The 22,230-nt window shown below is 66.8% G+C and carries 21 protein-coding genes; 12 read left to right on the top strand and 9 right to left on the bottom strand.

Annotation, left to right across the window (positions count from 1 at the left end):
* Positions 1–33 precede the first annotated feature (33 nt).
* Positions 34–423 carry a MarR family winged helix-turn-helix transcriptional regulator gene (locus ACQPY4_RS38740; RefSeq protein WP_433329827.1) on the top strand — a complete coding sequence of 130 codons (390 nt, stop codon included), beginning with the start codon at positions 34–36 and terminating at the stop codon, positions 421–423.
* Positions 424–774: 351 nt separating this feature from the next.
* Here ACQPY4_RS38740 and ACQPY4_RS38745 read toward each other — a convergent pair whose 3' ends face one another.
* The gene (locus ACQPY4_RS38745) at positions 775–1,068 is read right to left on the bottom strand and encodes a DUF6928 family protein (protein ID WP_433329829.1); all 294 of its coding nucleotides are present in this window, start codon (positions 1,066–1,068) and stop codon (positions 775–777) included.
* Positions 1,004–1,153 (bottom strand): DUF6928 family protein, encoded by a 150-nt coding sequence (locus ACQPY4_RS38750; protein WP_433329831.1) that lies wholly within the window; start codon positions 1,151–1,153, stop codon positions 1,004–1,006. The genes ACQPY4_RS38745 and ACQPY4_RS38750 overlap by 65 nt, the downstream gene beginning before the upstream one ends.
* 111 nt (positions 1,154–1,264) lie before the next feature.
* Here ACQPY4_RS38750 and ACQPY4_RS38755 point away from each other — a divergent pair, with 111 nt between their 5' ends.
* A complete protein-coding gene (locus tag ACQPY4_RS38755; protein ID WP_433329833.1) occupies positions 1,265–1,957 on the top strand; it encodes an SMI1/KNR4 family protein in 693 nt (230 codons plus the stop codon).
* Between the two features lie 50 nt (positions 1,958–2,007).
* On the opposite strand, the gene ACQPY4_RS38760 is transcribed toward ACQPY4_RS38755, so the two are convergent.
* Positions 2,008–2,553: an EF-hand domain-containing protein gene (locus tag ACQPY4_RS38760; RefSeq protein WP_433329835.1), complete on the bottom strand. Its 546-nt coding sequence runs from the start codon at positions 2,551–2,553 to the stop codon at positions 2,008–2,010.
* Positions 2,554–3,231: 678 nt separating this feature from the next.
* On the opposite strand from ACQPY4_RS38760, the gene ACQPY4_RS38765 reads away from it, so the two are divergent.
* The 3 genes from ACQPY4_RS38765 (at position 3,232) to ACQPY4_RS38775 (ending at position 6,536) form a co-directional block, all read left to right on the top strand.
* On the top strand, positions 3,232–4,071 hold the full coding sequence (locus ACQPY4_RS38765) for a hypothetical protein (protein ID WP_433329837.1): 840 nt from the start codon (positions 3,232–3,234) through the stop codon (positions 4,069–4,071).
* A gap of 1,370 nt (positions 4,072–5,441) precedes the next feature.
* The gene (locus tag ACQPY4_RS38770; protein ID WP_433329839.1) at positions 5,442–5,822 is read left to right on the top strand and encodes a hypothetical protein; all 381 of its coding nucleotides are present in this window, start codon (positions 5,442–5,444) and stop codon (positions 5,820–5,822) included.
* A 534-nt stretch (positions 5,823–6,356) separates the two neighbouring features.
* Entirely contained in the window at positions 6,357–6,536 is a 180-nt protein-coding gene (locus ACQPY4_RS38775; protein WP_433329841.1) for a hypothetical protein, read from the top strand.
* A gap of 123 nt (positions 6,537–6,659) precedes the next feature.
* Here the strand turns inward: ACQPY4_RS38775 and ACQPY4_RS38780 are convergent, their stop codons facing one another.
* Genes ACQPY4_RS38780 through ACQPY4_RS38795 form a run of 4 tightly spaced genes read right to left on the bottom strand, consistent with a single transcriptional unit; the run spans position 6,660 to position 11,112 of the window.
* Positions 6,660–7,133: an ATP-binding protein gene (locus ACQPY4_RS38780; protein WP_433329843.1), complete on the bottom strand. Its 474-nt coding sequence runs from the start codon at positions 7,131–7,133 to the stop codon at positions 6,660–6,662.
* Positions 7,130–8,419, bottom strand: a complete 1,290-nt coding sequence (locus ACQPY4_RS38785) for an AMP-binding protein (RefSeq protein ID WP_433329845.1) — start codon at positions 8,417–8,419, stop codon at positions 7,130–7,132. Before ACQPY4_RS38785 ends, ACQPY4_RS38780 begins: the two co-directional genes overlap by 4 nt.
* Positions 8,412–9,191, bottom strand: a complete 780-nt coding sequence (locus ACQPY4_RS38790) for an SDR family NAD(P)-dependent oxidoreductase (RefSeq protein ID WP_433329847.1) — start codon at positions 9,189–9,191, stop codon at positions 8,412–8,414. Before ACQPY4_RS38790 ends, ACQPY4_RS38785 begins: the two co-directional genes overlap by 8 nt.
* Positions 9,184–11,112 (bottom strand): hypothetical protein, encoded by a 1,929-nt coding sequence (locus tag ACQPY4_RS38795; protein ID WP_433329849.1) that lies wholly within the window; start codon positions 11,110–11,112, stop codon positions 9,184–9,186. Before ACQPY4_RS38795 ends, ACQPY4_RS38790 begins: the two co-directional genes overlap by 8 nt.
* A gap of 185 nt (positions 11,113–11,297) precedes the next feature.
* Between ACQPY4_RS38795 and ACQPY4_RS38800 the strand changes: the two genes are divergently transcribed.
* The 3 genes from ACQPY4_RS38800 to ACQPY4_RS38810 all read left to right on the top strand — a co-directional run bounded on the left by ACQPY4_RS38800 (position 11,298) and on the right by ACQPY4_RS38810 (position 14,825).
* A complete protein-coding gene (locus ACQPY4_RS38800) occupies positions 11,298–12,791 on the top strand; it encodes a hypothetical protein (RefSeq protein WP_433329851.1) in 1,494 nt (497 codons plus the stop codon).
* Between the two features lie 76 nt (positions 12,792–12,867).
* Complete coding sequence (locus ACQPY4_RS38805; protein ID WP_433329853.1) at positions 12,868–13,797, top strand: phosphotransferase family protein; 930 nt, start codon at positions 12,868–12,870, stop codon at positions 13,795–13,797.
* Between the two features lie 62 nt (positions 13,798–13,859).
* Positions 13,860–14,825, top strand: a complete 966-nt coding sequence (locus ACQPY4_RS38810; protein ID WP_433329855.1) for a hypothetical protein — start codon at positions 13,860–13,862, stop codon at positions 14,823–14,825.
* Between the two features lie 124 nt (positions 14,826–14,949).
* On the opposite strand, the gene ACQPY4_RS38815 is transcribed toward ACQPY4_RS38810, so the two are convergent.
* Positions 14,950–15,348 carry a hypothetical protein gene (locus ACQPY4_RS38815; protein WP_433329857.1) on the bottom strand — a complete coding sequence of 133 codons (399 nt, stop codon included), beginning with the start codon at positions 15,346–15,348 and terminating at the stop codon, positions 14,950–14,952.
* Between the two features lie 336 nt (positions 15,349–15,684).
* On the opposite strand from ACQPY4_RS38815, the gene ACQPY4_RS38820 reads away from it, so the two are divergent.
* The 4 genes from ACQPY4_RS38820 (at position 15,685) to ACQPY4_RS38835 (ending at position 21,200) form a co-directional block, all read left to right on the top strand.
* A complete protein-coding gene (locus ACQPY4_RS38820; protein ID WP_433329859.1) occupies positions 15,685–17,244 on the top strand; it encodes a hypothetical protein in 1,560 nt (519 codons plus the stop codon).
* Between the two features lie 39 nt (positions 17,245–17,283).
* Positions 17,284–19,398 carry a hypothetical protein gene (locus ACQPY4_RS38825; RefSeq protein ID WP_433329861.1) on the top strand — a complete coding sequence of 705 codons (2,115 nt, stop codon included), beginning with the start codon at positions 17,284–17,286 and terminating at the stop codon, positions 19,396–19,398.
* 304 nt (positions 19,399–19,702) lie between these two features.
* Positions 19,703–19,954 carry a hypothetical protein gene (locus ACQPY4_RS38830; protein WP_433329863.1) on the top strand — a complete coding sequence of 84 codons (252 nt, stop codon included), beginning with the start codon at positions 19,703–19,705 and terminating at the stop codon, positions 19,952–19,954.
* A 133-nt stretch (positions 19,955–20,087) separates the two neighbouring features.
* Positions 20,088–21,200, top strand: a complete 1,113-nt coding sequence (locus ACQPY4_RS38835) for a tyrosine-type recombinase/integrase (protein WP_433329865.1) — start codon at positions 20,088–20,090, stop codon at positions 21,198–21,200.
* Between the two features lie 724 nt (positions 21,201–21,924).
* On the opposite strand, the gene ACQPY4_RS38840 is transcribed toward ACQPY4_RS38835, so the two are convergent.
* A complete protein-coding gene (locus tag ACQPY4_RS38840) occupies positions 21,925–22,215 on the bottom strand; it encodes a hypothetical protein (RefSeq protein ID WP_433329867.1) in 291 nt (96 codons plus the stop codon).
* Between the last annotated feature and the right edge of the window lie 15 nt (positions 22,216–22,230).

Genomic DNA, 22,230 nt, shown 5'->3' on the forward strand with positions numbered 1-22,230 from the left:
CATCAGATGCGTGTGCATGGTAGGATGCGGCGCATGGCCTCAGAGTCGGAGCTGGTCGAACGCTGGCGTTCGCTGCTGACCTGCTACAACACGATCGCGTGTCACCTCGACCGCGAGTTGCAGGACGCGCACGGCTTGAGCATGAGCGAGTTCGAGACTCTCGATCGACTTCTTGAGGCCGACTGTGACAAGCGCCGCATGCAGGGCATCGCGGCCGACATGTATCTGAGCCAGAGTGCTCTCTCCCGGACGGTCGCCCGGCTTGAGAAGCACGGCCTGGTCGAGCGCCTGCTCTGCTCCGAAGACCGTCGCGGTGTGTTCGTCCGGGCCACCGACCTGGGCAAGAAGCTCCACGCCGAGGCCCGCGAGACCCACCGCACCATCCTCGCCGAGCATCTTGAGAGCGCCGGGCAGTTCGTCTGACACGCCCCCATGTTCTGATCGAATTGTCGCCGTCTCGGTGCGTCGGCCGGGAAGGTTCTCGGGACTTGCAGCTGTGATCGTCGAGCGTGCCCCGCGCCCGCTCGACGGCCGCCACCACCGCGAAGACCTTCCCAGCTCGCACCTCGTGAGCCCTGGATGTGCCCACGAACGCGACCCTAGGACCTGCCTCTGACATTTTTGGAGCCGATCACGGCGCGGGGCGTTCGGTTTCAGCCCAATGAGCCGTCCGGGCCGATGCCGAAGCGCTGCCGGCGCATGGTCGTGGTCGCCCACTCCGCGTCCGACCCAACGTGGCGACGTCGTAAGACGCGACAACCGACAAGGTCTCGCTCATGCCCTACACGTCGTCTTCCTGAGATCGGCGTCATGCCGGGTGACCTCCTCCGGGTGCGCGGGATCGGTAAGCCGGTAGCCCCTGAGGCGGACGCCGAAGGGGCCGACGTCGCTCGGCTCGGGCCTGCCAAATGGGGACCGCAGCGCCTCCTCGCCGAGCTCCAACGGGTGGAACGGCAACGGGTACCGCTCCCCGGCCGTGACGGCATCTTGGTGAACGGGGTACTCACCTGCCCAGTAGGGCGTTTTCAAAGGGCAAGGGCTCGCCGATGTTCTCCCCGATTCCACCATCGGTCGACAGGCTGAGCGAGCGCAGAAGCCTCCCGTCCTCCCAGACACCAAAATGCGAGCCAGTCCGCAACGCCGTCCATCGCATGGAGGACTATCCGGCGTCCCGCCCCCGCCTCTATACGGCGGATAAGTACTGTCGTCCGTGACGTAGATGGAAGAGGCCAGAAACGTCAGTCCCACTGGGCATACTGGCCACATGATCGAGGACGAGGATCAGATTTTCGAAGTCTTGCGCGCTCGGGTCGCGTCTGGCGACTACCTGGACCACAGGCTCGGCCTGCCGGGCCTTTACTCCGAGGGCGGCGGGGCATTCCGCTCCATGGACGATGGACGGCTCCAGCGAATGTTTAGGCGGGGCACTCCCGAATACGACGCCGCCCACAGTGCGGGCCATCTCGAACCGCTACCGCCGTTGGTGCCCGCTTCACAGGACGCCGTCCACGAGTGTGAAGCTCTCGTGGGACGACGCCTGCCTCCCCTGCTGCGCCGCTGCTACCTGGAACTCGGCGATGGCGGGTTCGGCCCCGCCTACGGTCTTGAGCCCCTACAAGAAATCTCGAGCGACTTCCAAGGGCAACAGCGAAGCTGGCCCGGCGAATGGCAGCCGATGACCAAAACCCTGCTGCCCATCTGCAATTGGGGGTGCGCCATCACGTCCTTTGTCGACTGCGCCAGCCCGACAGCCGCGATGTGGGCGATAGACCCGAACCCGGCCCCCTACGACAACTTCCAGGTGGCGCTGTTTCCCCAGCACCTGAGCTTCGCCGAATGGATGCGCCGCTGGATCGAAGGCACCCTTCAGCAACCATGGCTCGTCCAGGACGAGCAAACCGGACAGTGGAGAGGCGCGACCGATGCCGAAAACGAAGCCCTCGATCAGGAGGAATGATAAATGAAAGCACTTCTCCCTGGATCGGGGGGAAGGCGGCTCGCGTTCATTTACGTCCGCGACTGAGCCGTGCCTCGGCCGAAGACCCAGGTACCGGGGGCGGCGGGATCGTCCCCGGACCAGAACTGCGTCCACAAGACAACGAACTCGTCCAGCGAAAGGGAGCCGTCACCGTCCAGGTCGAGCCGCGCGAATACCTCGTCGGTATTGGTCGGGCGGCCGTTCCACGCCTCGATGAGCTGCCGGTACTCGGCGGCGCTGATGCGTCCGTCGCCGTTCTCGTCGACGGCCTCGAACATGGCCTCCGCCGTCTCGGCGACCGCGTCGGGCATTTCGGTGAGACGGTCGACGACCGTCAGCACGTCATCGACGGTGACCCGGTCGTCCCGGACGCCTGCGGCCCGCAACGTCGACCACCAGCCCATCATCACGTCGTGCAGCCGGGCGTACTCGCCCGACCCGTATGGCGCGCCGCGCAGTTCCGTCCACCGGTCGGCCAGCGCCGTGAAGTCGGACTCGCGCAGGTATCCGTCCCGGTCACCGCCCATCGCCTCGAACACGCCGGTCACCTTGCCGCGCTGGAACTCGCTCGCCATCGGCTCCACCCCTCACGTCGCCCACGCCCCACGCTGACCGACCCGCCCGCGCCCGGCAATCGCCGAACAGAGCAGGCGGACACTTCAGAAGGTGACATTCACATCACTTTGGGCAACGCCTTCTCGTGAAAGCAAAGAAGCCCCTTCCGGCATTGGAAGGGACTTCTGAGGTGGAGCCGCCTATCGGAATCGAACCGATGACCTATTCCCTATGAGCGGCTTACCTGCCCATATGGTCCTCCGGTGAGGACTCAGAAAACGCTGTGAGCAAGAGCCGAGCACAGCCATCTCTTGAACTGGCCGCGTCGCTCCCGCACATCCACCGCAGCCTAGAGCGCTCCAGCGCCATTGTTAGCACTCGCGTTAGCACGCCCACCCCCCGGAGGGTGCGCTCGCGCGAACGGAGAGACGCATCACAGAAGGATTCGCGGACATGCACTCCAGACCGCGAGCCCTACCATCGAGGCCAGTGCCATCATCAGAAACGCCCCCGCCCAGGCGTCTAAGTGATAGAAAGACCAAGGGGGCATGACAGGTCTTGAAGTCCAAAGGGCATGCACCCATATAGTAGTACGCAACCGCAGCCCACGATAGAGCGATTGAGGTTCGATGCAGTCGAAGCGAAATAGGGTTTCAGAACATCTATTGGAGACAGCAAGTTATTTCTTCATGCAGTCAATGAGCTCCTACAGCGCAGAAGAGCACCTCCATTTTTATCTAAATGCAGGTACAAGTACTGAACATCTACTAAAGGCGCGACTGGCCGATGTCAATCCTATACTGATTGCCGACCCGAGACATTTTGAATCGATGCTAATACTCGCCCGCTTGCCTCTCGACTCTCTTCCTCCGCCGACAGTAAAGACGATCACTCTGACTGAGAGCATCACCCGTTGCCAGGCACTACTTCCGGCACTGGCTGCAGCAGCACAGAGAATCAAAAGAGTCATAAGCTACAGAAATGGGGTGGCCCATGCAGGTCTAGTTGACCCTAGTAACGTGCCTGACGATCTCACTGCATTTATGGTAGTGGTCGACCTAATACTTTCCGATCTAGGCTACGCTAGAGAGCGCTTCTACTCTGAATATTTGGACGTCGCCGACGCGAGGTTGGACGAGTCCAAGGCGCGCAAAGAGATCGAAGTCAAGGCGGCGATTGCCACCGCGAGGATTGAGTTTCAACGCCGCTTTTCCCACACCCTTCCTGGATATAATCTCGAAGAAGCTTTGCATGCAATGGAATGGGAGTATCGTTACGAAGCGCGGCCTCATGAATGTCCGGCCTGCCGCTGCAGGGCCATACTTTCCGGCGCGTCTTATCCAGAATGGATGAACGAAACGGACGAAAATGGAGAGATAACTTCAACAAAACTAACAGTGCATTTCCTTCCGGATGGACTAGAATGTCGAGTGTGCGGCCTAAGCCTGCGAGGCGGCCTACACTTCGCTGACATACCAGCAGAGATAATTCTTGATGATGTTGACCCTGACGACTTTATAGAGGTCGACGAGGACTAGACTTTGTTGAAACGACCATTAGGGGCAGGCGCCTGCTGACCGTATAATGCTCTCGGCTCCACCGGATACGTGCCCTGGCCGTAGCACGGGTGCCCCCTCTCCGGAAGGCCCGCGTCCAACTGGACCCGTGTCCCCCGTGCGGCTGGATACGCTGCGGTAGGCCGCTGTTGCTGCGCTTACCTGATGTACAGCACCCGTCATTACCTGCGACCGCACGCGCACAGCTGGAGGACAGGCCGACCCGGAGCGCAAGGTCGGTCACGGCCCGAGCATCGGAAGCAGCACCTCAGGTGATCGCCCCATTCACCTACAGCCACCGTTACGGTCGTCATCTGACTCGTGGAAGATCAGCACTGTCCGGAACCGTCTCCACACGTCCCCTGACCTGTGCACCCCCTCCCGTACGTCCACCACCAACGTGGCTCTACTCCTGCGGTTCGCCCTTGCCCAGCCGGAGAAGTAGACCTTGGACTGCTGTCGCAGGTTGAGCACATCCGCTGTGCGGTCGACCGCCTCAATGCGGATGTCGATACGTCCTCTCGCGAGTGCGAATATGTCGCACGTCAGACTTGTCCATATTTCGTCACCAGGGCGGGTCACGAAGGCCCAGCAGCCTCATGGGATCAACGCTTCAGGGGGAGCATCTTTAGCGTTGAGAAGTGTCCTCCAGAACTCGAGGCGATTTCAAGCTTTGAGGGTTCGGCCCCCGAGATCTTGCGCCAGGCGCGCTATGGCTCCGTAAGCCGCAGCCAAAACCGGAGTGACGCCCTTCAGGCTGGAGACAACAGCGTCCATTTCGTGGTCCATTCTGATACAGGGCGCCGATCAGCAGCCACTCGATCACGCTCGTGTCTGACCCTGGGTGCTGTGACGAGATCTTCGCGGAAATGGCTCAGCGGCCACGGGTTGGGATGGGCGTATTTGAGGGTCAATTCGAAGCTTTCGGCGCCAGCAAACTTCGTCCTGGATAGGGCGTTCGCGCTGCGCTCCAACCATTTCGGCGCGACAACGTTCAGGAGGGGAATCCGTAGCAATGATGGCCCCGGTGCTGATGTCCGACCTTGCCTGCTCGAGCGGGCACTGCCCTGGATGCACGTGTCGCCTTCGTCGCCAAGCGCAACACCTAAGTCTCGGTGAACGAAGTCGGATGGGAGCACGAGCAGTTCACCGTATACGTCTGACGGTCGGTACGCGCTGGCGGCAAGACCAAGAAGTCCCGCGAGTCTCTGACCTTGCCCCGACGCTGTCTGGAGGCGCTGCAGTTCCAGCAGGAACTACAGGAGAAGCAACACCAGGCGGGGGGCGACCGATGACAAGAGAACGATCTGGTCATCGCCTCTGCCGTCGGCACGCCCCGCAACGCCAACAACGTGATTAGGTCGTTTTGTGCAATCCTGCGCAAGGTCGCGGGGCTGATCGCCAAAGACTGGACGCCGTGCGAGATGCAGCACAGCTTCGTGTCGAACATATTCGCCGCCGGGGTACAGATCGAGGAAATTACCCGCCTGGTGGGCCAGCAGGCCACCGAGGTGACCGAGAACTTGTACTGGCATCAGATCCTTCCCTCCCCGACGGCGGGTGTGGAAGCCCTGGACAAGCTGTTTCCGGAAGCCCCTGAGTCAAGGCGGTCACACAAAGACCCCTTGCGGGGATCGCAAGGGGTCTCTGAGGTGGAGCCGCCTATCGGAATCGAACCGATGACCTATTCATTACGAGTTCAATCACCAGTAGTTTCAGGTAGTTCCAGTTAGTACCGGAGTGCAGGTCAGAGGCCATCTGGATCAACTGGAACTACCTCGAACGAACCACTACTGTGCCGCCAACTGTGCCGGAGAGCAGGCGCGGTCGATGCCCTGCGCCGAGGTCCAGCCATGCTGAGCGCCCCCATAGCCGCTCCGGGCCTATGCCCTGTCGATGGTCACCAATAGGGCGCACGGGCCAACCGAGCGCCTCCCACTGCCGCGCCAAATCACCTTCGACAGACGCCCCTAAGAAGCGGCGGCGACTATCGGCACGCTAATCCGCCCACGTGGCGAAGCTCTGGCGACCACAAGCCGATCAGAAATCCGCTCAATCACGACAACCCATGACTATTACGGATGCGTGGCGCCCTCGACCACGACCGGTTGCCATCCTTCTAAAGCCTTTAACGACCATCGCCCTCCCCACCGCACACGAGTGCACGGGCTGATTTCGCTCAGGCGGGGATTTACCAGCCACGCAGCCTCGACGGAATCTAGCGCCACTCATAGACCAGTGCCTTGTCTGCTGCCAGGATCGGAAACATGAACGAGCATGAGCAGTCCGAGAGTCAGAGCTCCGAGCCAGCGAACATCGCAACCGGCGATATCCGCGACCTGTCCCAGAGCAACAAACAGGGCGGCCCCGGCAACGTGAACATCTTCAACGGAACGGCCGGTACCGTCATCCAAGTCCAGGGCGACGTCGAGAACCTTACGCTTTAGCCAGCGACCCCGCTCCCACCGAGCCGCGACGGTGCGCCGGGGCGTCTCAAGCTGGTGCTCATCTGGGCGCCACGCTGAAACGCCTTCGGCCCTGAGGAGTAACTAGCCCTTCTGCCTCGCAGTTCACAAATAGTACTTGCAGCAGACCCATTTGCCGGACGGAGCGTAGGTCCGGATGATCTCGCGTTCGGTGGTCAGGCCAATGACCAGAGGGAGGCCCCATCCCCCAATGTCGTCGGCGACATGGTCAGCCGCTAGCGCGTGGATGTCGGGGGTGATGTCCTCAACATCGAGGGCGACGACGCAACTGGGCACTGGGTCTTCGTAACTGGAATCCCAAACGCCGATCCAGACCGCGCGAGGTTCCCGGATGACCTTGAAGGTGATCCGGCTGTCGGGCGCGGCTTGGCAGGCGTTGGTTACGAGTTCCGATGCGCACAGTTCCATCTCGAACACGCGGTCGCGGCCACCCGGGGTGGCCGCGATGCGCCACGTTTCGAGGCGCATCCTCAGCATCGCGCGGGCGGTGGCGGGAACGGTGGGGGCGGCGATGGTGGTCAGGACGAGTTCGTTGTCCGCCGCCACGGCCGCCGTCATGCGTTCCACCGTCCTTGGCCGATGAATGTCCGGGCCGCCGGTTGCTGGCCCGGCCTGCGGTTGGGGAGTTTGAGGGTGGGCAGGAGCGGGCCGCTCTGGTGTGTGAGGGCGATGTGGTGTCGGGGGAGGTCAAGGGCCTCTGCTGCTCGGTCGATGATCGCCAGGGCGGTGTGGGGCGGTGCGGGGGTCAGCAGCTTGATGGCGACCTCGTCGCTGGCCGTGTGGCGGATTTGGGCGCACCGTCTGCCCAGCACTGGTCCGAGGAGGTCCAGAGTGTCGCGGGGCCAGTGGCCGGCGATGGGGTGATCGTCGCTGCGGCCCAGGAGTCGTAGTTGCTGGTGCTCGTCCAATCTGCCGAGGTCAGTGGTGCGCAGGCGAGTAGGAGTGTGCGGTTCGCAGGGGTCGAGCGGCACTCCGATCGCTGGGCTGGTCAGGCCGATGACGGGCCTGCTGTCTTGGAGGGTGATGGTCGTCTGCACGCTGGGCATCGGTGTGCCGACCGTGCCCAGCGATGCAGCGGTTGCCGCGCTGTCGAAGTGGGTCAGGCTGGCGGTCTCGGTCAGCCCGTATCCCTCGCGGATGTCGATGCCGTGACTGCGGTACTCGATGATCGCGCTCGTCCCGAGGGGGGCGCCGCCGGAGTCGATGGTGATGTTGGCGGGCATACCCCACAGGTGTGCCGCCTGGTCCAGGACGACGGGGTTGGCCAGGACGATGACCCGGTCGGCGGCCGAGGCGGCGGCTGCGGCATCGTCAAGGACGTGCGGGACGGAACTGCTCAGGTGCAGACGTGCGCCGAGCCGGGCCGCGAGCATGACCCCGGCGACGAAGGTCCAGTTGTAGGACACGGGCAGCGCGGTCACGATGACGCTGTCCCCGGTGACCTGGTAAATCGTCTCGTACCAACCGGTGACGGTCGCGATCTGCTCACGAGTGAATCCGTAGCCCCGGGGACGGCCGGTGGTTCCCGAGCTGAATAGGGCGATATCCCAGTTGTCGCGGACGCAGCTTCCGGGAATCTGCCTGATGCGGGGGGCATCTGGGTCCGCGGTGAGGTGCAGGTGCAGGCCCGCGGGGACCTTCAGAGTCGCGGCTGTATGCGGCAGAACCACCTGGTGTCCTGTGTGGAGGGCGGTCTGGGCGGCGACGGCCAGGCAGCGTTGATCGGTGCCGGTGAGCATGATCGTGCGGCGTGGCCGCATGGACAGCCCGGGTGGGATCTGGGGCACCAGGCTGCGCGCGGGCACCGGGTCATGGCCGGTGGCGGAGATCGTCCAGTCAGGCATGCCATTCCTCCAGGCCGGGGCGGCGGGGTTGGGTGACGAAGGCGACGATCGCGTTCACGGCGGCCGCCAGGACGGGCCCCGGGCGCTCGTGGCCGGTGCGCGGTTCGGGTGTGTGAGGGGTGATGGCGCGCATGGGGACTCCGATGTCGGGGAGCCGGACGACGAGCAGCGAGATACCGGGCGACGAGACGTCGGTGGCGGCGTGCCGGAACCCCTCCTCGGCCGCGGCCTTGGACATGGCGTAGGCGACGGTGCCGGGCAGCGCGGCACCGACCACGTCGCTGGAGATCAAAGCAACCGGCAGCACCGGCCGGTGCCGCCCGGATGGCGCGCTACCGCGTTCAGCTGAGCGCACGGCGGCGTGCAGGAGATGCAGGTGCGACCACGCGTTGACCTGCATGCAGACCCGCGCGGCTGCCGCTGCTGAGTGGCTGTTGGGTTCGCCGGGGCCGAAAAGGTCGGCCAGGCCGCTGCGGGAGTCGACTCCAGCGGCGCACACCAGCGCGCCGACGGCCGGGCCGGCCACGATCTTCTCCGCGATGGCGCCAACGGCTCTTGGGTCGACTAGATCGACGCGCTCGAATTCGACCTTGCCCGGGATAGCGAGGTCGGGGGCGGGCGCCGTCCGGCCGAGGGCGACGATGCGGCCGGGCCACGCTGGCGCGAGCTCGGCGAGGAGGGCGGTGCCCACCGTCCCGGATGCTCCCGTCATCACCAGCCGTCCGGCAGGGCGCGGCAGCGCGGGCGCGGCGGGTGGCGGTTGGCTAGTCATGGGCGAGGATCACGCGGCCGGTGGTGGCGTTGAAGTGCACCGTGGTCAGCCGCAGGGGCAGGTCGAGTTGGCGGATGAGGTGCCGGACGCGGTTCTGCTGGAGCTCGTAGTAGTCCTCCAGCACGTTCAGGTGGGCGAAGACCGGGTCGGCCTGGGCAAGGACGTCGTCGACCAGGGCGGTGATGTGCGGGTCGGGCTTGAACGGGTGGGTGACGTCGCTGAATTGGCGGTAGAAGTCCTGCAGTTCCGCTATCACCAGGTCGTGGCCCGCCTGGCCGTGCGGCTCAGCGCCCTCTGGGTCGGTGGGGCTCTGCCGGGACAGGATCGCGGCGGCCTGGTCATGCACGTGCGCGTCGAGGTGGTAGCGGTCGAGGAAGTAGGTGTCGAACCGCTGCGGTGCGCTGCGGTAGATCAGCAGCGCGACCTCGAAGAACAGGCAGCCGGTGACGGGGGTGCCGTCGACGTCCTCGAACAGCTCGCAGTGGAAGCCGTCCTCCAGCGGCAGAAACAGGTTTCCGCCGCGGCGCTGGAACCGGTTGGCCCAGTGGGAGTGGCGTAGCCGCTGGAACAGTGCGACCACGATCGCGCGGATGATCGGGGAGGACTCGCAGATCAGGTGCATCGGTACCGGCCCGAACGCGCGGCGCAGGAACTGCCGGTAGGCGGCGGGCGTGAGCCGGACCAGGACATGGTCGTCGTCCATCATCGGTGCCAGGACCGGGGCGGGCTGCCGGTCGCTCAGGAGCGCAATCAGGGCCGTCCCGATGGCGGCGCCGGTGTCCTGGTCGATGTCCAGGTCCCGGTCCAGGTGGATGTGCGCGGCTTCCACGCTGGCCAGGTCGGGACCGGTGTCGGCGGCGATCAGGTCGCAGGCGCGGGCGACCAGGCCGGCCGTGGCCGGGACGACCGCAGTGGCGGGCGCGTCGAGCGTTGCCACACGGATGCCGGTCAGGACGTCGGCCACCTGGACAGTTCCGGGGCCGGTGCTTTGGAGGTGGTGGCCGCAGATGGTGAGGCTGTCGCCCGGAGCCATGCTGGTAATGGTCGGGAGCGTGGCGGCGACACGGGCGATCGCCCCATCAGACTCGGGTTGGTCTGGGGGGCTGGCGGGCTGGTAGTCCCAGTGCACCCGGGTGGCGCCGGCGATCGCATCGGTCTGGACGACGACCAGCTCCACCGCGCTGGTCAGCCGCTGCTCGTGGCAGTGCGCCCACAGCGCCATCGCGGCCTCGACCGGGGTGAGGTATTGCAGCAGCGTCCACAACTCATACCGGAACCGGCGACGCAGACGGCGGCGGTCGCAGCGCACCCCCATCCAGCAGTCAGGCGCGGCGGCCGGGGCGAAGGTGGTCAGGTCGTCCGCGACGTCGGTCTCGGTGGACTGTCCGGGGCGCAGCCACGGGACCGCAAGGCGCAAGCCACGTTGACGCAGCCGTGACCGGGCGACAATGACGAGTTCGGAAAGCACCTTCAACGGATCGGCGAGCCGGTCACTGCCGCGCAGGCGGCGCAGAGCATGCTCGGCGACGCCCTCTTCAAGACCGAGTTGCCCGATGTCGACGATGCGGGAGAAGTGCACGATCTCCTGCTGGAGCTCGCTGACGCTGCCAGGGGTAGCGGGCGCGCCGTGCTCGAGGAACGCCGAGGTCAGATCGACCGCGTCCGTCTCGGCCCTTCCCGCGCCGGTGCTGTGGAGGGGTTGGCCGCTGGTGAGCCGGGCGAGGTGGGCCAGGAACCGCTCGGGCGTCTGCGGACCGTGGGCGGCCATGAGCACCACCAGGCGGCGCAGCAGCCTCTCGAAGGCTCCGTCGATGGCCTGGGAGGACAACTCAGCGGTGGTGAGGTGGTCCAGCGAGGAGTAGGCCGCGAGCAGATCGCGAGGCACTTCGGTGCGGTCGCGGTAGGTGCTGGTGAGGATCATTCGGGCTCCCTCATGGCAGGGGCGAAAGTTGACCTCACCTCACACCGGCGACTGGGCGTATCCAACCCCGCACAGCGGGGTGCCGCCCCACGGAGTCACACCCCTCCAAACGGGGTGTTCTGCCGCGAGTGGGCGGAGTACGGTGCCGGAAAGTCGTGCCTGCTGTGAGGAGGAACGCCCGCGCGATGGACGATGCCAGCCTGACTCGTCGAATCGGGCGTCTTCGCCTGCACCTGATGCGGCAAGGGGCCTCGGTCGAACAGATCGCGGCCGCGCTCATCGAGCAGCTCGACCTCAACCCGCGGGTGGCGTTCCGTCACGCGCACGGCCTCACCCAGAGCCAGGTCGCCGACCGGTACAACCAGCGGTGGCCCAGCCCCATCCCCAAAACGCAGAAGGTGATCTCCTATTGGGAATGCTGGCCGGGCCCCGGCGCCGACACCACGGCTTCGTCCGGGCGGGCTCCGTCCTATGAGGACCTGGTCCGCCTCGCCGTCCTGTACCGATGTCTGGTCGACGACCTATTGCTTGGCCCCCGCCGCGACGGTGGCCCCGCCGCCACCGCTGTCCCCTATCAGGCCATCACCGAGATCCTTTCGCGCCTGGACGGCGCCGATTACGCTGGAAACATCGAAGGCGGCGACGAGCCGATCGTGGCGCTCCGGGCAGCCCTTGGTGAAGGGAGCATCATCGTGAGGCTGAGTCGCCGCCAGTTCGCCGAGCTGCTGGCCGCCGGCGGCCTGGCCGCGTTGCTCCCCGACACCGTTCTGCCAACGGCGGCCGCAGCGGCCTCCGACAACGTGCCCGACGTCGCATCGTTCCGGCAACTCCTGACCGCGCACCAGACCGGGCACCACCTGCTCGCCCCCTCCGCGCACATCACCTCCCTCGTCCAGGCCCTGGACGAGCTGTCGACCGCACGTGACGCCGCACCCTCGGCGGTGCGCCGCCAACTGCGCCAGGTCCAGTCCGAGTACGCCGAGCACGTCTCCTGGCTCTACCGGGAGATCGGCGACCTGGCCTCCTGCTGGCGCTGGGCCGACCACGCCGCGACCTGGGCGCTGGAGGCTGGCGACACCTCGATGGCGAGCTACATGATGCTGCGCCGCGCCACCGTCGCGCTCGACCAGGACGACCCGGACCGCGCCAGCGACCTCGCCCAGGCCGCCTGGCAGACCAAGTGGACAACCCCGCCCGCGCTGCGCGCCGCCGCCCGCCTCTACCAGGCCCGCGCCCAAGCGATGACCGGCACCATCGCCCATGCCCTCCTGGACAAGGCCGACGAGCTCCTCGCCATCGGGACCCGCCCAGAGGACCCGCCCTACCTGCGCTTCTACACAGCCGACTTCGCCGAGCTCCAGCGCGCCACCTGCTACATGAACGCCGGAGTCCCCGGCCGCGCCGTCACCATCCTGCAAGCCCGCCTCACCGGCCTGCCCGGCACCCACCACCGCGACCGCGCGATACATCTGGCGCGGCTCGGCGCCGCACACGCCGCCGACCAAGCCCCCGACGCCGCGGCGATCGCCGGGATCGGTTCCCTCACCGAGACCCGCCGCGCCGGCTCCCGGCACGCGCTGCTCGATCTGGAGCAACTGGACCACACGCTCACCCGGGCCTGGCCGCGCCAGCCCAAGGTCCGCGAGTTCCACGAGACCCTGCAAGCCGCCCGAACCTGACTCTCGCCAAGATCAGGCGCCTGCCCGCGCTGCCTCACCACCATCGCTGAGGCCGCCTACGGAAGACTTCGTTCTCATGACCTCTGGCACCGCCGTGCGCCCGCGCTGGGACGAGCTCCCCGCGCCGCTGCGCGCGGGCCTCACCCGACGGCTTGGTCCGATCATCAACGTCCAGATCCAGACCGGCGGATTCACCCCTGGCCTGGCCGCCAGGCTCCGCCTGGCCGACGACGCCCGCGTCTTCGTCAAAGGCATCCCGGCCGACCACCCCCTGGCCGACAAGTACCGCACCGAAGCCCACGTCACCGCCGCGCTCCCGGTCACAGCGCCAGCCCCCCGATTGAAGTGGGCCGACCAGATCGCCGGATGGGTCGTGCTCGCCCTCGACGACGTCGACGGCCGCCACGTCGATCTCGCGCCCGAGTCCGCCGACATCCCACGAGTGATCGACACAGTCGCGTCCCTCGCCGCAGCACTGACCCCGGCCCCTTTTGACGCGCCCACAGCGTCGCGAGACCTCGACTTCGTTCACGGCTGGCGCGAACTCGCCGCCACGCCCCCGGCCGACCTGGACGACTGGGCCCGCGACCATCTGGACCAGCTCGCCGACCTCGAAACCGGCTGGCTCGCTCACGCCGACGGCGACACCCTCGTGCACGGCGACATCAACAGCCACAACACGCTTGCCACCCCATGCCGGATCTACCTCGTCGACTGGGCTCAACCCGTGCGCGGCGCCGCCTGGCTCGATGTCGTCGACCTGATCCCCCACCTGATCCTGGCCGGTCACGCCCCCGCAGCCGCCGAGCAGCTCGTCCTCCGCTCCATCAACCCCGACGTCGAGGCCGAGACCCTGACCAGCTATGCCGTCGCGTTCGCCGGATACTGGACCCGCATGAGCCGCTACCCGGCCCCGTCACACGTCCCGAACCTGCGCCCGTACCAGGCACGCGCCAGCGTCGGCGCCACCGCATGGGCACAACACCGCCTCGGCACGACAACCTGATGCGCACGGCGGCCGAGTAAGTCGGTGGCGGCAGTCGTCGGTGTCGGCGACCATATGTGGATATGGACGCCGCCGACGATGATCAGCAGCCGAACGAGGGCGGAGAGAACAGCAACGAGCCGAAGCCGGGGGTCGGCGGGCCCTCCGGTCTCACCATCCATCCCCTGATCGACTTCTCGGCGATGACGCAGGATCTCTTGGCGCCTCTCAGGGCGTCGATCAACGACGCCTTCCGCCTTAACGCCCCACGGATTGACGCGTTCGAAGGGCTACAGGTCTCGTTGCAGGCCCTGGCCGGCCCTCTCCAGGAGAAGCTCCTGGCCAGTCTGGGCAACTTCAGCGAGCTGGCGACAGAAGCCCTTCGCAACCACTTCCCCGCGAACTGGCACAGCCTGCCTTTGGAAGACCTCGACGCCGCCTTCGAGGTAGTAACGACCGAGGGGATTCCTCTCGCCTGGACGCCCCGCCTCGACCTCGTCGAGGAGCTCATCAACGCGCCAGACGAGGGCGCACGTCGCATGATCCTCGCCGAGCGCTCCAAGGAGATCGCCGACGACTGTGCGGGCGTCCTCGTCGAAGTGACAGATCGAAATCTTGCCGAGCTTGCGGAGTTCGCGGCGGAGGCCGCCAGCTGCCTGAGCATCGGAAAGCACTTCTCCGCTCAGGCCGGAGCGACCACGGTCGTGGACACACTCCTGCATCAGATGGTGGCGCGAGGAGCCCCCTTCCTGAGCGAACCCTTGAAGCGGATGAGGTTTGGACGGTTCCCGGACCTGCTCGACGTCCCGGATGACGAGACAGCTCTCGACGCTCTCCGCTCGACGTGCGCGCTGGCGCCGCTGCGTGCAGCGCTCTTGAGCTATCAGTTCCCGTCGCTCAACGATCCCGGGGAGCCCATGCCGACCCAGTTCAACCGGCACACGACCGTTCACCAGACCTGCCGAGCCCACAGCACCGCGCCGAACGCGGTTGTGGCCGTGATGCTCGCGGCGTCGCTGCTGCGAGAAGCGGAACAGGCCGGCTGGTAACCAGCCTCCCCCGCACACCTGCACGTTGACGCAGCACCGGCTCCTTGGCCCTCGGCCACGGTGTACCGGGCCAGGCTGGTGGCCGTGGACAAGCTCGGTCACGTAGCGCTGGTGGTCCGCGGACCTAGTCGTCGCTGGTGTCGCCGTACCGCTCCTTGACAATGGCGGTGGCAGCGGTAAATCGAGGGCGGTGGAAGCCCTTGCTGGGTCGCTTGCCCTTGCCCTTGCCCATCAGGCAGGGGCCCGCCGCCACGTCGCACACGGTGCAGGGCAGCTTCAAAGCTTCGGCCGCGATCTCGGTCTTGAGAGCCTCCCAAGCCGCGTCGGCCTGGTCGATGACCTCTTGGGGAGGCCGTTCGGGCAATTCAGCGCCGGGACGACGCAGCCACCAGGCGTAGAGCCTCTCTATGACGTTGTTGCGGTTGTCGCCCACCTGTTCTGCGGCGGCTCTGCCAGGCTCCCAGTCGTCGTCGCTGAAGTTGACCGCTCGCTGGCGGCGTCCGGACTGCGGCTGGCTTGGCACGAGCCGGATTTTCGCAGGTGCCCCTGGGTGATTCAAAGCCTCTCTCTCCTTACCCCTACCGGCTTGAGGTGCTCCCACACCCGAGTTAGGGTGCATCTGCACCCAATCCTAGTGTTCCCTGAGAGGTTCTCAGTGCCGGAGCTGCTCGCCTTATATCACCGACCGACCAGGCTCATATCGCTCAGTGTGAACGTCTCGCTACAGCTGGCGGTGAAGCTGGAGCCGAGGAATGCCCCGGCTGCACCTCCCAGGCACGCAACCGCGTAGAGCTCGCCCCGCCTCTTCACGACCCGCCCTAACAGCCAGCCCGTACCCTTCGCACCCCAGGGACCGATCATGTTCACGATCACCGACGGTGTTCCCAACTGGGCCCCCTACAGCGCGCTGGGGCTGGCGACCGCGACGCTGCTGGTCGCCGCCTACTGGACCGGGTGGCGGCGTGCGCGCCGAAAGCGCCCACCCGCCAGCCGCAACCGCACGAGTCGAGGCGACCTCGCGGCGGCGGCGATCGCCACCGTGGTGAGCGCTGAGGGGATGTGGGAATCGTTCGGCACCATGGGAGTCGCGGTGCCCTTGCGCATCGCCACCTTCGCGTTTCTCGAGATCGCGGTGGTCCAGTCCGCTCGGCGCGCCAAACGGGCCATGCAGGAACCTCCCTTCTCGGCGGGCGTCGACGGCATCGCCATGTGGGTGTTCACCGGTCTCTCCGTGCTGCTGTCGGTCGCGCACGAGGCGACCGCAACCGACCCCAACCTCGTCGTCATCCTCATCCGCCTGACAGCTCCTCCCGTCGCCGCGTGGAACTGGAAGCGGAACATGGCACTGGAGCAGCGCCGACACCGCCGCGAGCGCCGGGATAACAACCGGATCCACTGGCGGATCAGCCTTGAGCGCGTCGCCGTCCGGTTCGGCTTGGCAGAGCCGACCGAACGCACTCCAGGGCAGGTCGACGAGCACCGGCGCATCACCCGACTCGTCGGGGCGGCAATACGGCTCCGCACATACCGCCGCCGCAGGGTCCTGAAATGGCGGCGACGCCTCGCAGCCAGGCGGCTGGACCGGGCCATGGCCGAGGTTCTTGAGCACACCGACTACGCGCGCAGCCAGACGTTGCAGGAGGCACTCATGGTCGAGCTCGGCGCGATGGTCCACACAGGCGGCCTCGCCGACCTGAACCCGCCCGCCCCCTGGACCCCTGCTCCCCCGGCGGCGCGAGCAGGACGTACCGCCATCTGCTCTGGCGCCAACAGCGCCCCCGGGGTTGTCGCCATACGGATGCGTGAGCCTGGAGGACGTCTGCGTCCTGTCGACCTGGCGCCACAAGGTGAGGAGTCGTCGCCGACCACCGTGAGCCTCATCGGTCGAGTCCGGGAGATCCGCCAAGCTCGGGGCTCGCTGCGGCCGGGCCCTGCCGCCAAGAGCGGACAGCACCAGACCGCTCACCCCGGTACCAGCAGCTCCGCCAGGACGAGCATCGCCAAGAACGCTCCTGGCGCTAGCTCCTCGGCACTCTCCAGGCACCTGCAGGTATCTGCCGATGCCGGGCAGGACGCGACAGCAGCCGAGGTCGACGCAAACGTCCACGTCCCGGCGCCGGGCGCCGAACTGGGCGCTCCCAGCGCAGCATCACCACGACCGGATCGACCTGGCGACAGGAAGCGCCCATTCAAGCAGCGCCGATCGATGCAGGAGTGGGCAGTGGTCGCGGGCCCCATCCTCGAACGCCAGACGGCCGACCTAGAACGCACGCCGACCGGTGACGAGTTCGCCGCCGCCATCAGCGAAGAAATCGGCGCCCCCGTGTCGGCATCGACCGCCAAGAACATCCGCGCGTACCTCGCCAGCAACCCGCCAGATCCGTCGGCGTCCACGCCCGCTGGTGCCAACACAGCCTGATCACGCAGTTCACCTCGCCACCTCGTCTGGAGACCTCTGTTGGCCGCGACCCCGGAGAAGGGCACCACGGGCACCGTCGTGGTGCCCGACTTCGAGGACGTGGACGAACAGGCCGGAGCGACCGAGCTCGACCTCGCATCGGGCGATGCCCTCAGCGACATCGTGTGGGTCGAGGACCGCGAACTGCCCGCGATCCTGCCGCCGTGGGCCACCACTTGGGATGGCGTCCACGCCTATCTGGACTGGCGCCGCCGGTGGGCCCGGCACATGCTGGCGTTCCACGCCGTCCGCACCCCCAGGTACATCCTGCGGGTCCCCTTCCGGGGTGTGGTAGGGGGGTTCAGAGCCGGACGGGCGATCTTGGCGTGGGTGTTCGATTGGCAGGCAAGGCCCCTACGCCTGCAGGCCATCGAGTCCGGCGACACCAAGGACTACGTCGCCCTCACCCACATCCGCAACGAGTACGTCAGGGTCCGCGGCGTCGCCGTAGCCGCCGCCGCCCTCGCGACCGGCGTCGTTGGGCTCGTCCAGGCGCTCGTCATCCCGTGGGCCTTGAAGGCCGAGCTGCTGGTGCTGCTCTCGGCCGCAGCCTGGTGGGGCGGGCCTGAGGAAGAGCACAAGCTGCTGGACACCGCCGACCTACCCATCGAGCTCGACCTGTCCGCCGAGCACCTCAACAGCGCGTTCAGGGCCGCCGGGCTCCTCAAGGGCCGCGACACCGACGATGACCCACCTCGGCTCTGGCTGGTGCAGCCCCCCATGCGCGACACCATGAACTCCTGGTCGGCTGTGGTCGACCTGCCGCGCGGCGGCGGCAAATCCGCCAAGGACGTCCTGGCCAAACGCGACGTGCTCGCCGCCGAGCTCGGCCTGGACGAGATCCAGCTCGACATCCGCCGCGTCCGCAAAGCCCGCGGCGGGCACGCCGGGCGGCTGTCGATCTGGGTGTGCGATGACGACCCCTACCTCGGTGACCCCAACACCTCTCCTCTGCAGGACGCCGACAGCTTCGACATCTGGCGGCCCGTGCCCATCGGCCGGGACGCGCGCGGCGCGCCAGTCGAGGTTCAGTTCCTGTGGCAGTCGGCCTTCTACGGCGGGCTGATGCGGCGCGGAAAGACCGCCGGGCAGCGCCTCCCCGTCGCCGCCGGCGTCCTGGACCCAACGGTTCGGCATTACCTGGCCGATGGCAAGGGCGGCTCCGACTGGCGCCCGATCGGGCTGGTCGCCCACCGCTACATCGCCGGAGCCGAGGAAGAGGACATCCGCGCCCTGGAGGCGATGCTCGACGAGGTCATCGCTGACATGGAGGCGGCGTACGCCACGCTGCGCAAGATCCCGATGATGGCGCAGCCCGACGCCAAACTGACCCCGGAGATCTGCCGCCGGTACGGGCTGCGGATCACGATGGTCACGATCGACGAGCTGCAGGAGTTCCTTACCGCGATCTCCGACCCGAAGCGCCGGGACCGGCTGATCGACCGGCTGTGCCGTATTGCCCGCCGTGGCCCGGCAGCGGGGTTCATCTGTAATTTCGCGTCCCAGCGGCCCGATGCTGAGAGCGTCCCGACGCGGCTGCGCGACATCGTCACCATCCGGGCCTGCACCCAGGTCGTCGACCGCGCCAGCTCGGACATGGTCCTGGGCAAGGGCCGGGCCGTCCAGGGCGCGGACGCCTCAATTCTGGCTGAAGACCATCTCGGGGTGGTGGTTCTGTCTCTGGGCGCAGACAAGCACCTGATCGTCAAGCACGACTACCTGAATTTGCCTGCGTTCTTGGAGGTCTGCAAGCGCGGCCGGGCATTGCGGGCCGCCGCCGGAACGCTGACCGGCGACGCGGCCAACGACGCGCTTACGGCGGCTGTTCTGGAGACCATCCCGCAGATCCTGTCCGACGCGCTGAACCTGATGCGCAGCGTCGACAAGATGCACAGCACTGAACTGCTGAACCGTCTTGTCAATTTCGATGCCGACAGTTACGGGGACTGGGACCCTGACCGGCTTGCCGAGGAACTCGACCGGGCGGGAGTTCGGCGAACCACCAAGCAAGTGAAGATCAAAGGTCAGAACCGAAACGGCTGGCACAAGAGCGACCTTATGGCGGCCGCCGAGAAGTACGAGCGGCACCCCGAACACGCCAGGGCGGGGGTGTAGCGCCGTGAGAGCCGCCGCCCGAGGGCCCCCTCTACCGGGCCTACTTACCAGGTCACAGGGGTCTACCGCCCCCTCTACCCCAGCAGACCGCCCCCTCTACTTGATCACACCCGGTAGATGGGCCCATTCAGCCACGAGAACAACGAGGAAAAGAATGTCGGTTCCCAAAAGGCAGCCACGCCAGACACCAATCAAGTCCAATTCAAATAGGTCAGCAAAACCGCCAACCAATTGGGGGTTCTCAACACGAACTGTGAAGGTTCGCCGCCACACGCGAACATCCGCTCAAGGGAAGGCGGTCAGCGTGCGGCGCCACGGCCGCACGCTGAGCGACTGGCAGCGTGCCCGGGCGGCCGGGGGCGCGGCGGCGGCCACCGGCGCCACAGCGCTCGCTCTGTTCCTGCAGTTCTCCTTCACCTTGATCGGCACGTTCTTCCTGCTCCTGACCGTGCTGCTCACCCTGGCGGCCGCCGGCCTCACCGCGAAGGCGTCCGCACCCCAACGCCGTGTGAAAGCGCAGGCTCGCGGCCGGACGAAGCAGCGGAGACGACGGTGAGCGGACACCTGCTGGCCGCGTGCATCGGCGTGGTGTTCTTCGTCAAATGGCGGCTGTCGGTGCGGCTGTGGCCATTCTCCGGTTGCCGGACCTGCGATGGCTCCGGCCGTAACGCGGGCAGCGACTCCCGCCGTTGGGGGCGCTGTTCACGGTGTGGCGGTTCCGGCAGACGAGTCCGCTGGACGGCGCGGCCGTGACCGACCACCCCGCTCTTCCGGCCGCCGCGGCTGAACCCCGAGAACAGCAGTTCTCACGACTTGATCAACGGGAGCTGGTCGCGGCGGCCGGGCTCGGCATAGCGCTCGCCATGCCGGGCACGCCGCTCCCACCTGACCGAAATCCATACCTGGTCTACCGGCGAGCGCTCACCAACCCCAGCTCCCGCCGCGCCCTGATCAGCTGCCTCGACCGCATCGCAGCGCTCCTCACGGCCCAGGCTGGTCATGGCCAGATTCCCGGCGAGCTGCTGCCCTGGCACGAGCTGCGGTTCGGCCACACCACGGCGATCCGCGCGCTCGTCCTAGAGCAGGGGTGGTCCCCGGCCTACGCCCGCAAACACCTCGCGGCTCTCCGCAAGGTTCTGGACTACGCCTGGCGGCTCGAGCTGATGAGCGCGGAGGACTACCACCGCGCCGTCCAACTCGCCCCTATCCCAGGGAGTCACGTCGCTGTCGGCCGCTCGGTCGCCAACACCGAGCTCGCGGCGCTGCTGCGCGTCTGCGCCGAGGACCCGCGGCCTACCGGCGCCCGCGACGCCGCGCTCATCGCTCTGCTGTACTCGACCGGCGGGCGCTGCTTTGAGGTGGCGGCCGTACAGGTCGAGGACTACGACCCCGGCGACCGGTCGCTGCTCCTTACGGGGAAGGGCGGCAAGCAGCGCCACGTCTATGTCCAGGAGGCTGCGGCCGAGTTCCTTGGCCGATGGCTCGCTATCTCCGACTGCAAGGCCGGGCCTCTCCTTCTGCGCATCGACCGCTGGGGGCGGATCTACGATCAAGGCATCTCGGCCGGAGCGATCGGCAAGCGCATCAAGGCGCGACACCGCCAGGCTGGACTTCCCCGCCTCACGCCGCACGATTTCCGCCGAACCTTCATCGGAGACCTCCTCGACCTAGGCGCTGACCTCGCCACGGCCCAGGCCCTGGCTGGTCATGCGTCGCCAGCGACCACGGCGAGGTATGACCGCAGGCCGGAGCGCACTCGCAGAGCAGCAGTCGACCGACTGAGGTTTCCTGCCGTTGAGTGACTCCCGCCTTGCGAGATCTCTGGGATCCAATTCAGGCGCGGCCGGGGGGCTGTGGCAGCTCTCTCCGCAGGACCCAAGGTTGGAAGCCATCGCGCTCGCAGCGCAGGTCCAGACGCACCGGAGAGGACGCGTAGGTTTGTTCCCAGGCGGCTGCGTCGGCCCATCGTGGCGCAGAGGTCTTCTGGACGAACCAAGTCCAGGTGTCTCCCACCTCTAGCCTGCGAGGAAGGCTGCTGCGTCCCAGGTCGTCAGCTCCGCCAGCACCTGGCTTGAACTGGTACGGGCCCCAGACCTGTCGCTCGATCTCCTCTGGAGTAGCGGTGCTCCCAGCGCTCGGTGAGCGTTCTTGCCCGTCGTCGCGGATGCTCACTAAGAACGCGTCGAGATGGCAGAGGGCGTCTGGACCCGTGAGGCGCACGACCAGGCGCCAACTGGTCGTGCCGGCGGATCGATCCCAGGCGAGGTCGACCTGCGGGAGCAACGCGCGGTGCTCCCTTTGGACCTCAATCTCGGCGACCGTCCGGGCCGCCGTCGCCGACTCCTCAGCTCTGTTTGCGGACCTGTGCGAGGCCACCCACGCGGCGACTGCGATAGGGATCGCCATCGCTCCCGAGGCGGCCTGGACAACATCCGCGACGCTCATCGCAGCACCGTACTCCCGCAGGCCCATAAGAGATCGGCGATTGCCTGGATGCCGCGTGCCCTCGCACGGCCCGGTGCACGGTCAGGTCCGTTCCTTGCGGGGCTTGGGGCCGGTGGGCAATCCGGCGACTCCGCGTTCGCGGACCTTTCTGCGGATGTAGGCGGCGGTGAAGCCGTAGCCGAGTTCGAGCTGTTCGGGGGTCTTGCGGCTCTTGAGCCGGGTGGCGATGTGTTCGGGGCTCTGGCCGGCCTTGACCGCTTCGGCGCAGGCGTCGAAGAGCGCTTCTCTGGCCTGCTCTTCGGCGGCGCGGGCGGCGGTGTGGGCGTCGTCGGCCTGGTCGAGTAGTTCGTCGATGCGGGCTGAGCCATCCATGCGAAATAGAGTATC

This window comes from Spirillospora sp. CA-294931 (assembly GCF_050946795.1).
Classification (GTDB): domain Bacteria; phylum Actinomycetota; class Actinomycetes; order Streptosporangiales; family Streptosporangiaceae; genus Spirillospora.

Bases quoted from the DNA above. Each gene is read 5' to 3' on its own strand.
- ACQPY4_RS38740 (WP_433329827.1), top strand. From the start codon at position 34: ATGGCCTCAGAGTCGGAGCTGGTCGAACGCTGGCGTTCGCTGCTGACC.
- ACQPY4_RS38745 (WP_433329829.1), bottom strand. From the start codon at position 1,068: ATGGTGGAATCGGGGAGAACATCGGCGAGCCCTTGCCCTTTGAAAACG.
- ACQPY4_RS38750 (WP_433329831.1), bottom strand. From the start codon at position 1,153: ATGCGATGGACGGCGTTGCGGACTGGCTCGCATTTTGGTGTCTGGGAG.
- ACQPY4_RS38755 (WP_433329833.1), top strand. From the start codon at position 1,265: ATGATCGAGGACGAGGATCAGATTTTCGAAGTCTTGCGCGCTCGGGTC.
- ACQPY4_RS38760 (WP_433329835.1), bottom strand. From the start codon at position 2,553: ATGGCGAGCGAGTTCCAGCGCGGCAAGGTGACCGGCGTGTTCGAGGCG.
- ACQPY4_RS38765 (WP_433329837.1), top strand. From the start codon at position 3,232: ATGAGCTCCTACAGCGCAGAAGAGCACCTCCATTTTTATCTAAATGCA.
- ACQPY4_RS38775 (WP_433329841.1), top strand. From the start codon at position 6,357: ATGAACGAGCATGAGCAGTCCGAGAGTCAGAGCTCCGAGCCAGCGAAC.
- ACQPY4_RS38780 (WP_433329843.1), bottom strand. From the start codon at position 7,133: ATGACGGCGGCCGTGGCGGCGGACAACGAACTCGTCCTGACCACCATC.
- ACQPY4_RS38785 (WP_433329845.1), bottom strand. From the start codon at position 8,419: ATGCCTGACTGGACGATCTCCGCCACCGGCCATGACCCGGTGCCCGCG.
- ACQPY4_RS38790 (WP_433329847.1), bottom strand. From the start codon at position 9,191: ATGACTAGCCAACCGCCACCCGCCGCGCCCGCGCTGCCGCGCCCTGCC.
- ACQPY4_RS38795 (WP_433329849.1), bottom strand. From the start codon at position 11,112: ATGATCCTCACCAGCACCTACCGCGACCGCACCGAAGTGCCTCGCGAT.
- ACQPY4_RS38800 (WP_433329851.1), top strand. From the start codon at position 11,298: ATGGACGATGCCAGCCTGACTCGTCGAATCGGGCGTCTTCGCCTGCAC.
- ACQPY4_RS38805 (WP_433329853.1), top strand. From the start codon at position 12,868: ATGACCTCTGGCACCGCCGTGCGCCCGCGCTGGGACGAGCTCCCCGCG.
- ACQPY4_RS38810 (WP_433329855.1), top strand. From the start codon at position 13,860: ATGGACGCCGCCGACGATGATCAGCAGCCGAACGAGGGCGGAGAGAAC.
- ACQPY4_RS38820 (WP_433329859.1), top strand. From the start codon at position 15,685: ATGTTCACGATCACCGACGGTGTTCCCAACTGGGCCCCCTACAGCGCG.
- ACQPY4_RS38840 (WP_433329867.1), bottom strand. From the start codon at position 22,215: ATGGATGGCTCAGCCCGCATCGACGAACTACTCGACCAGGCCGACGAC.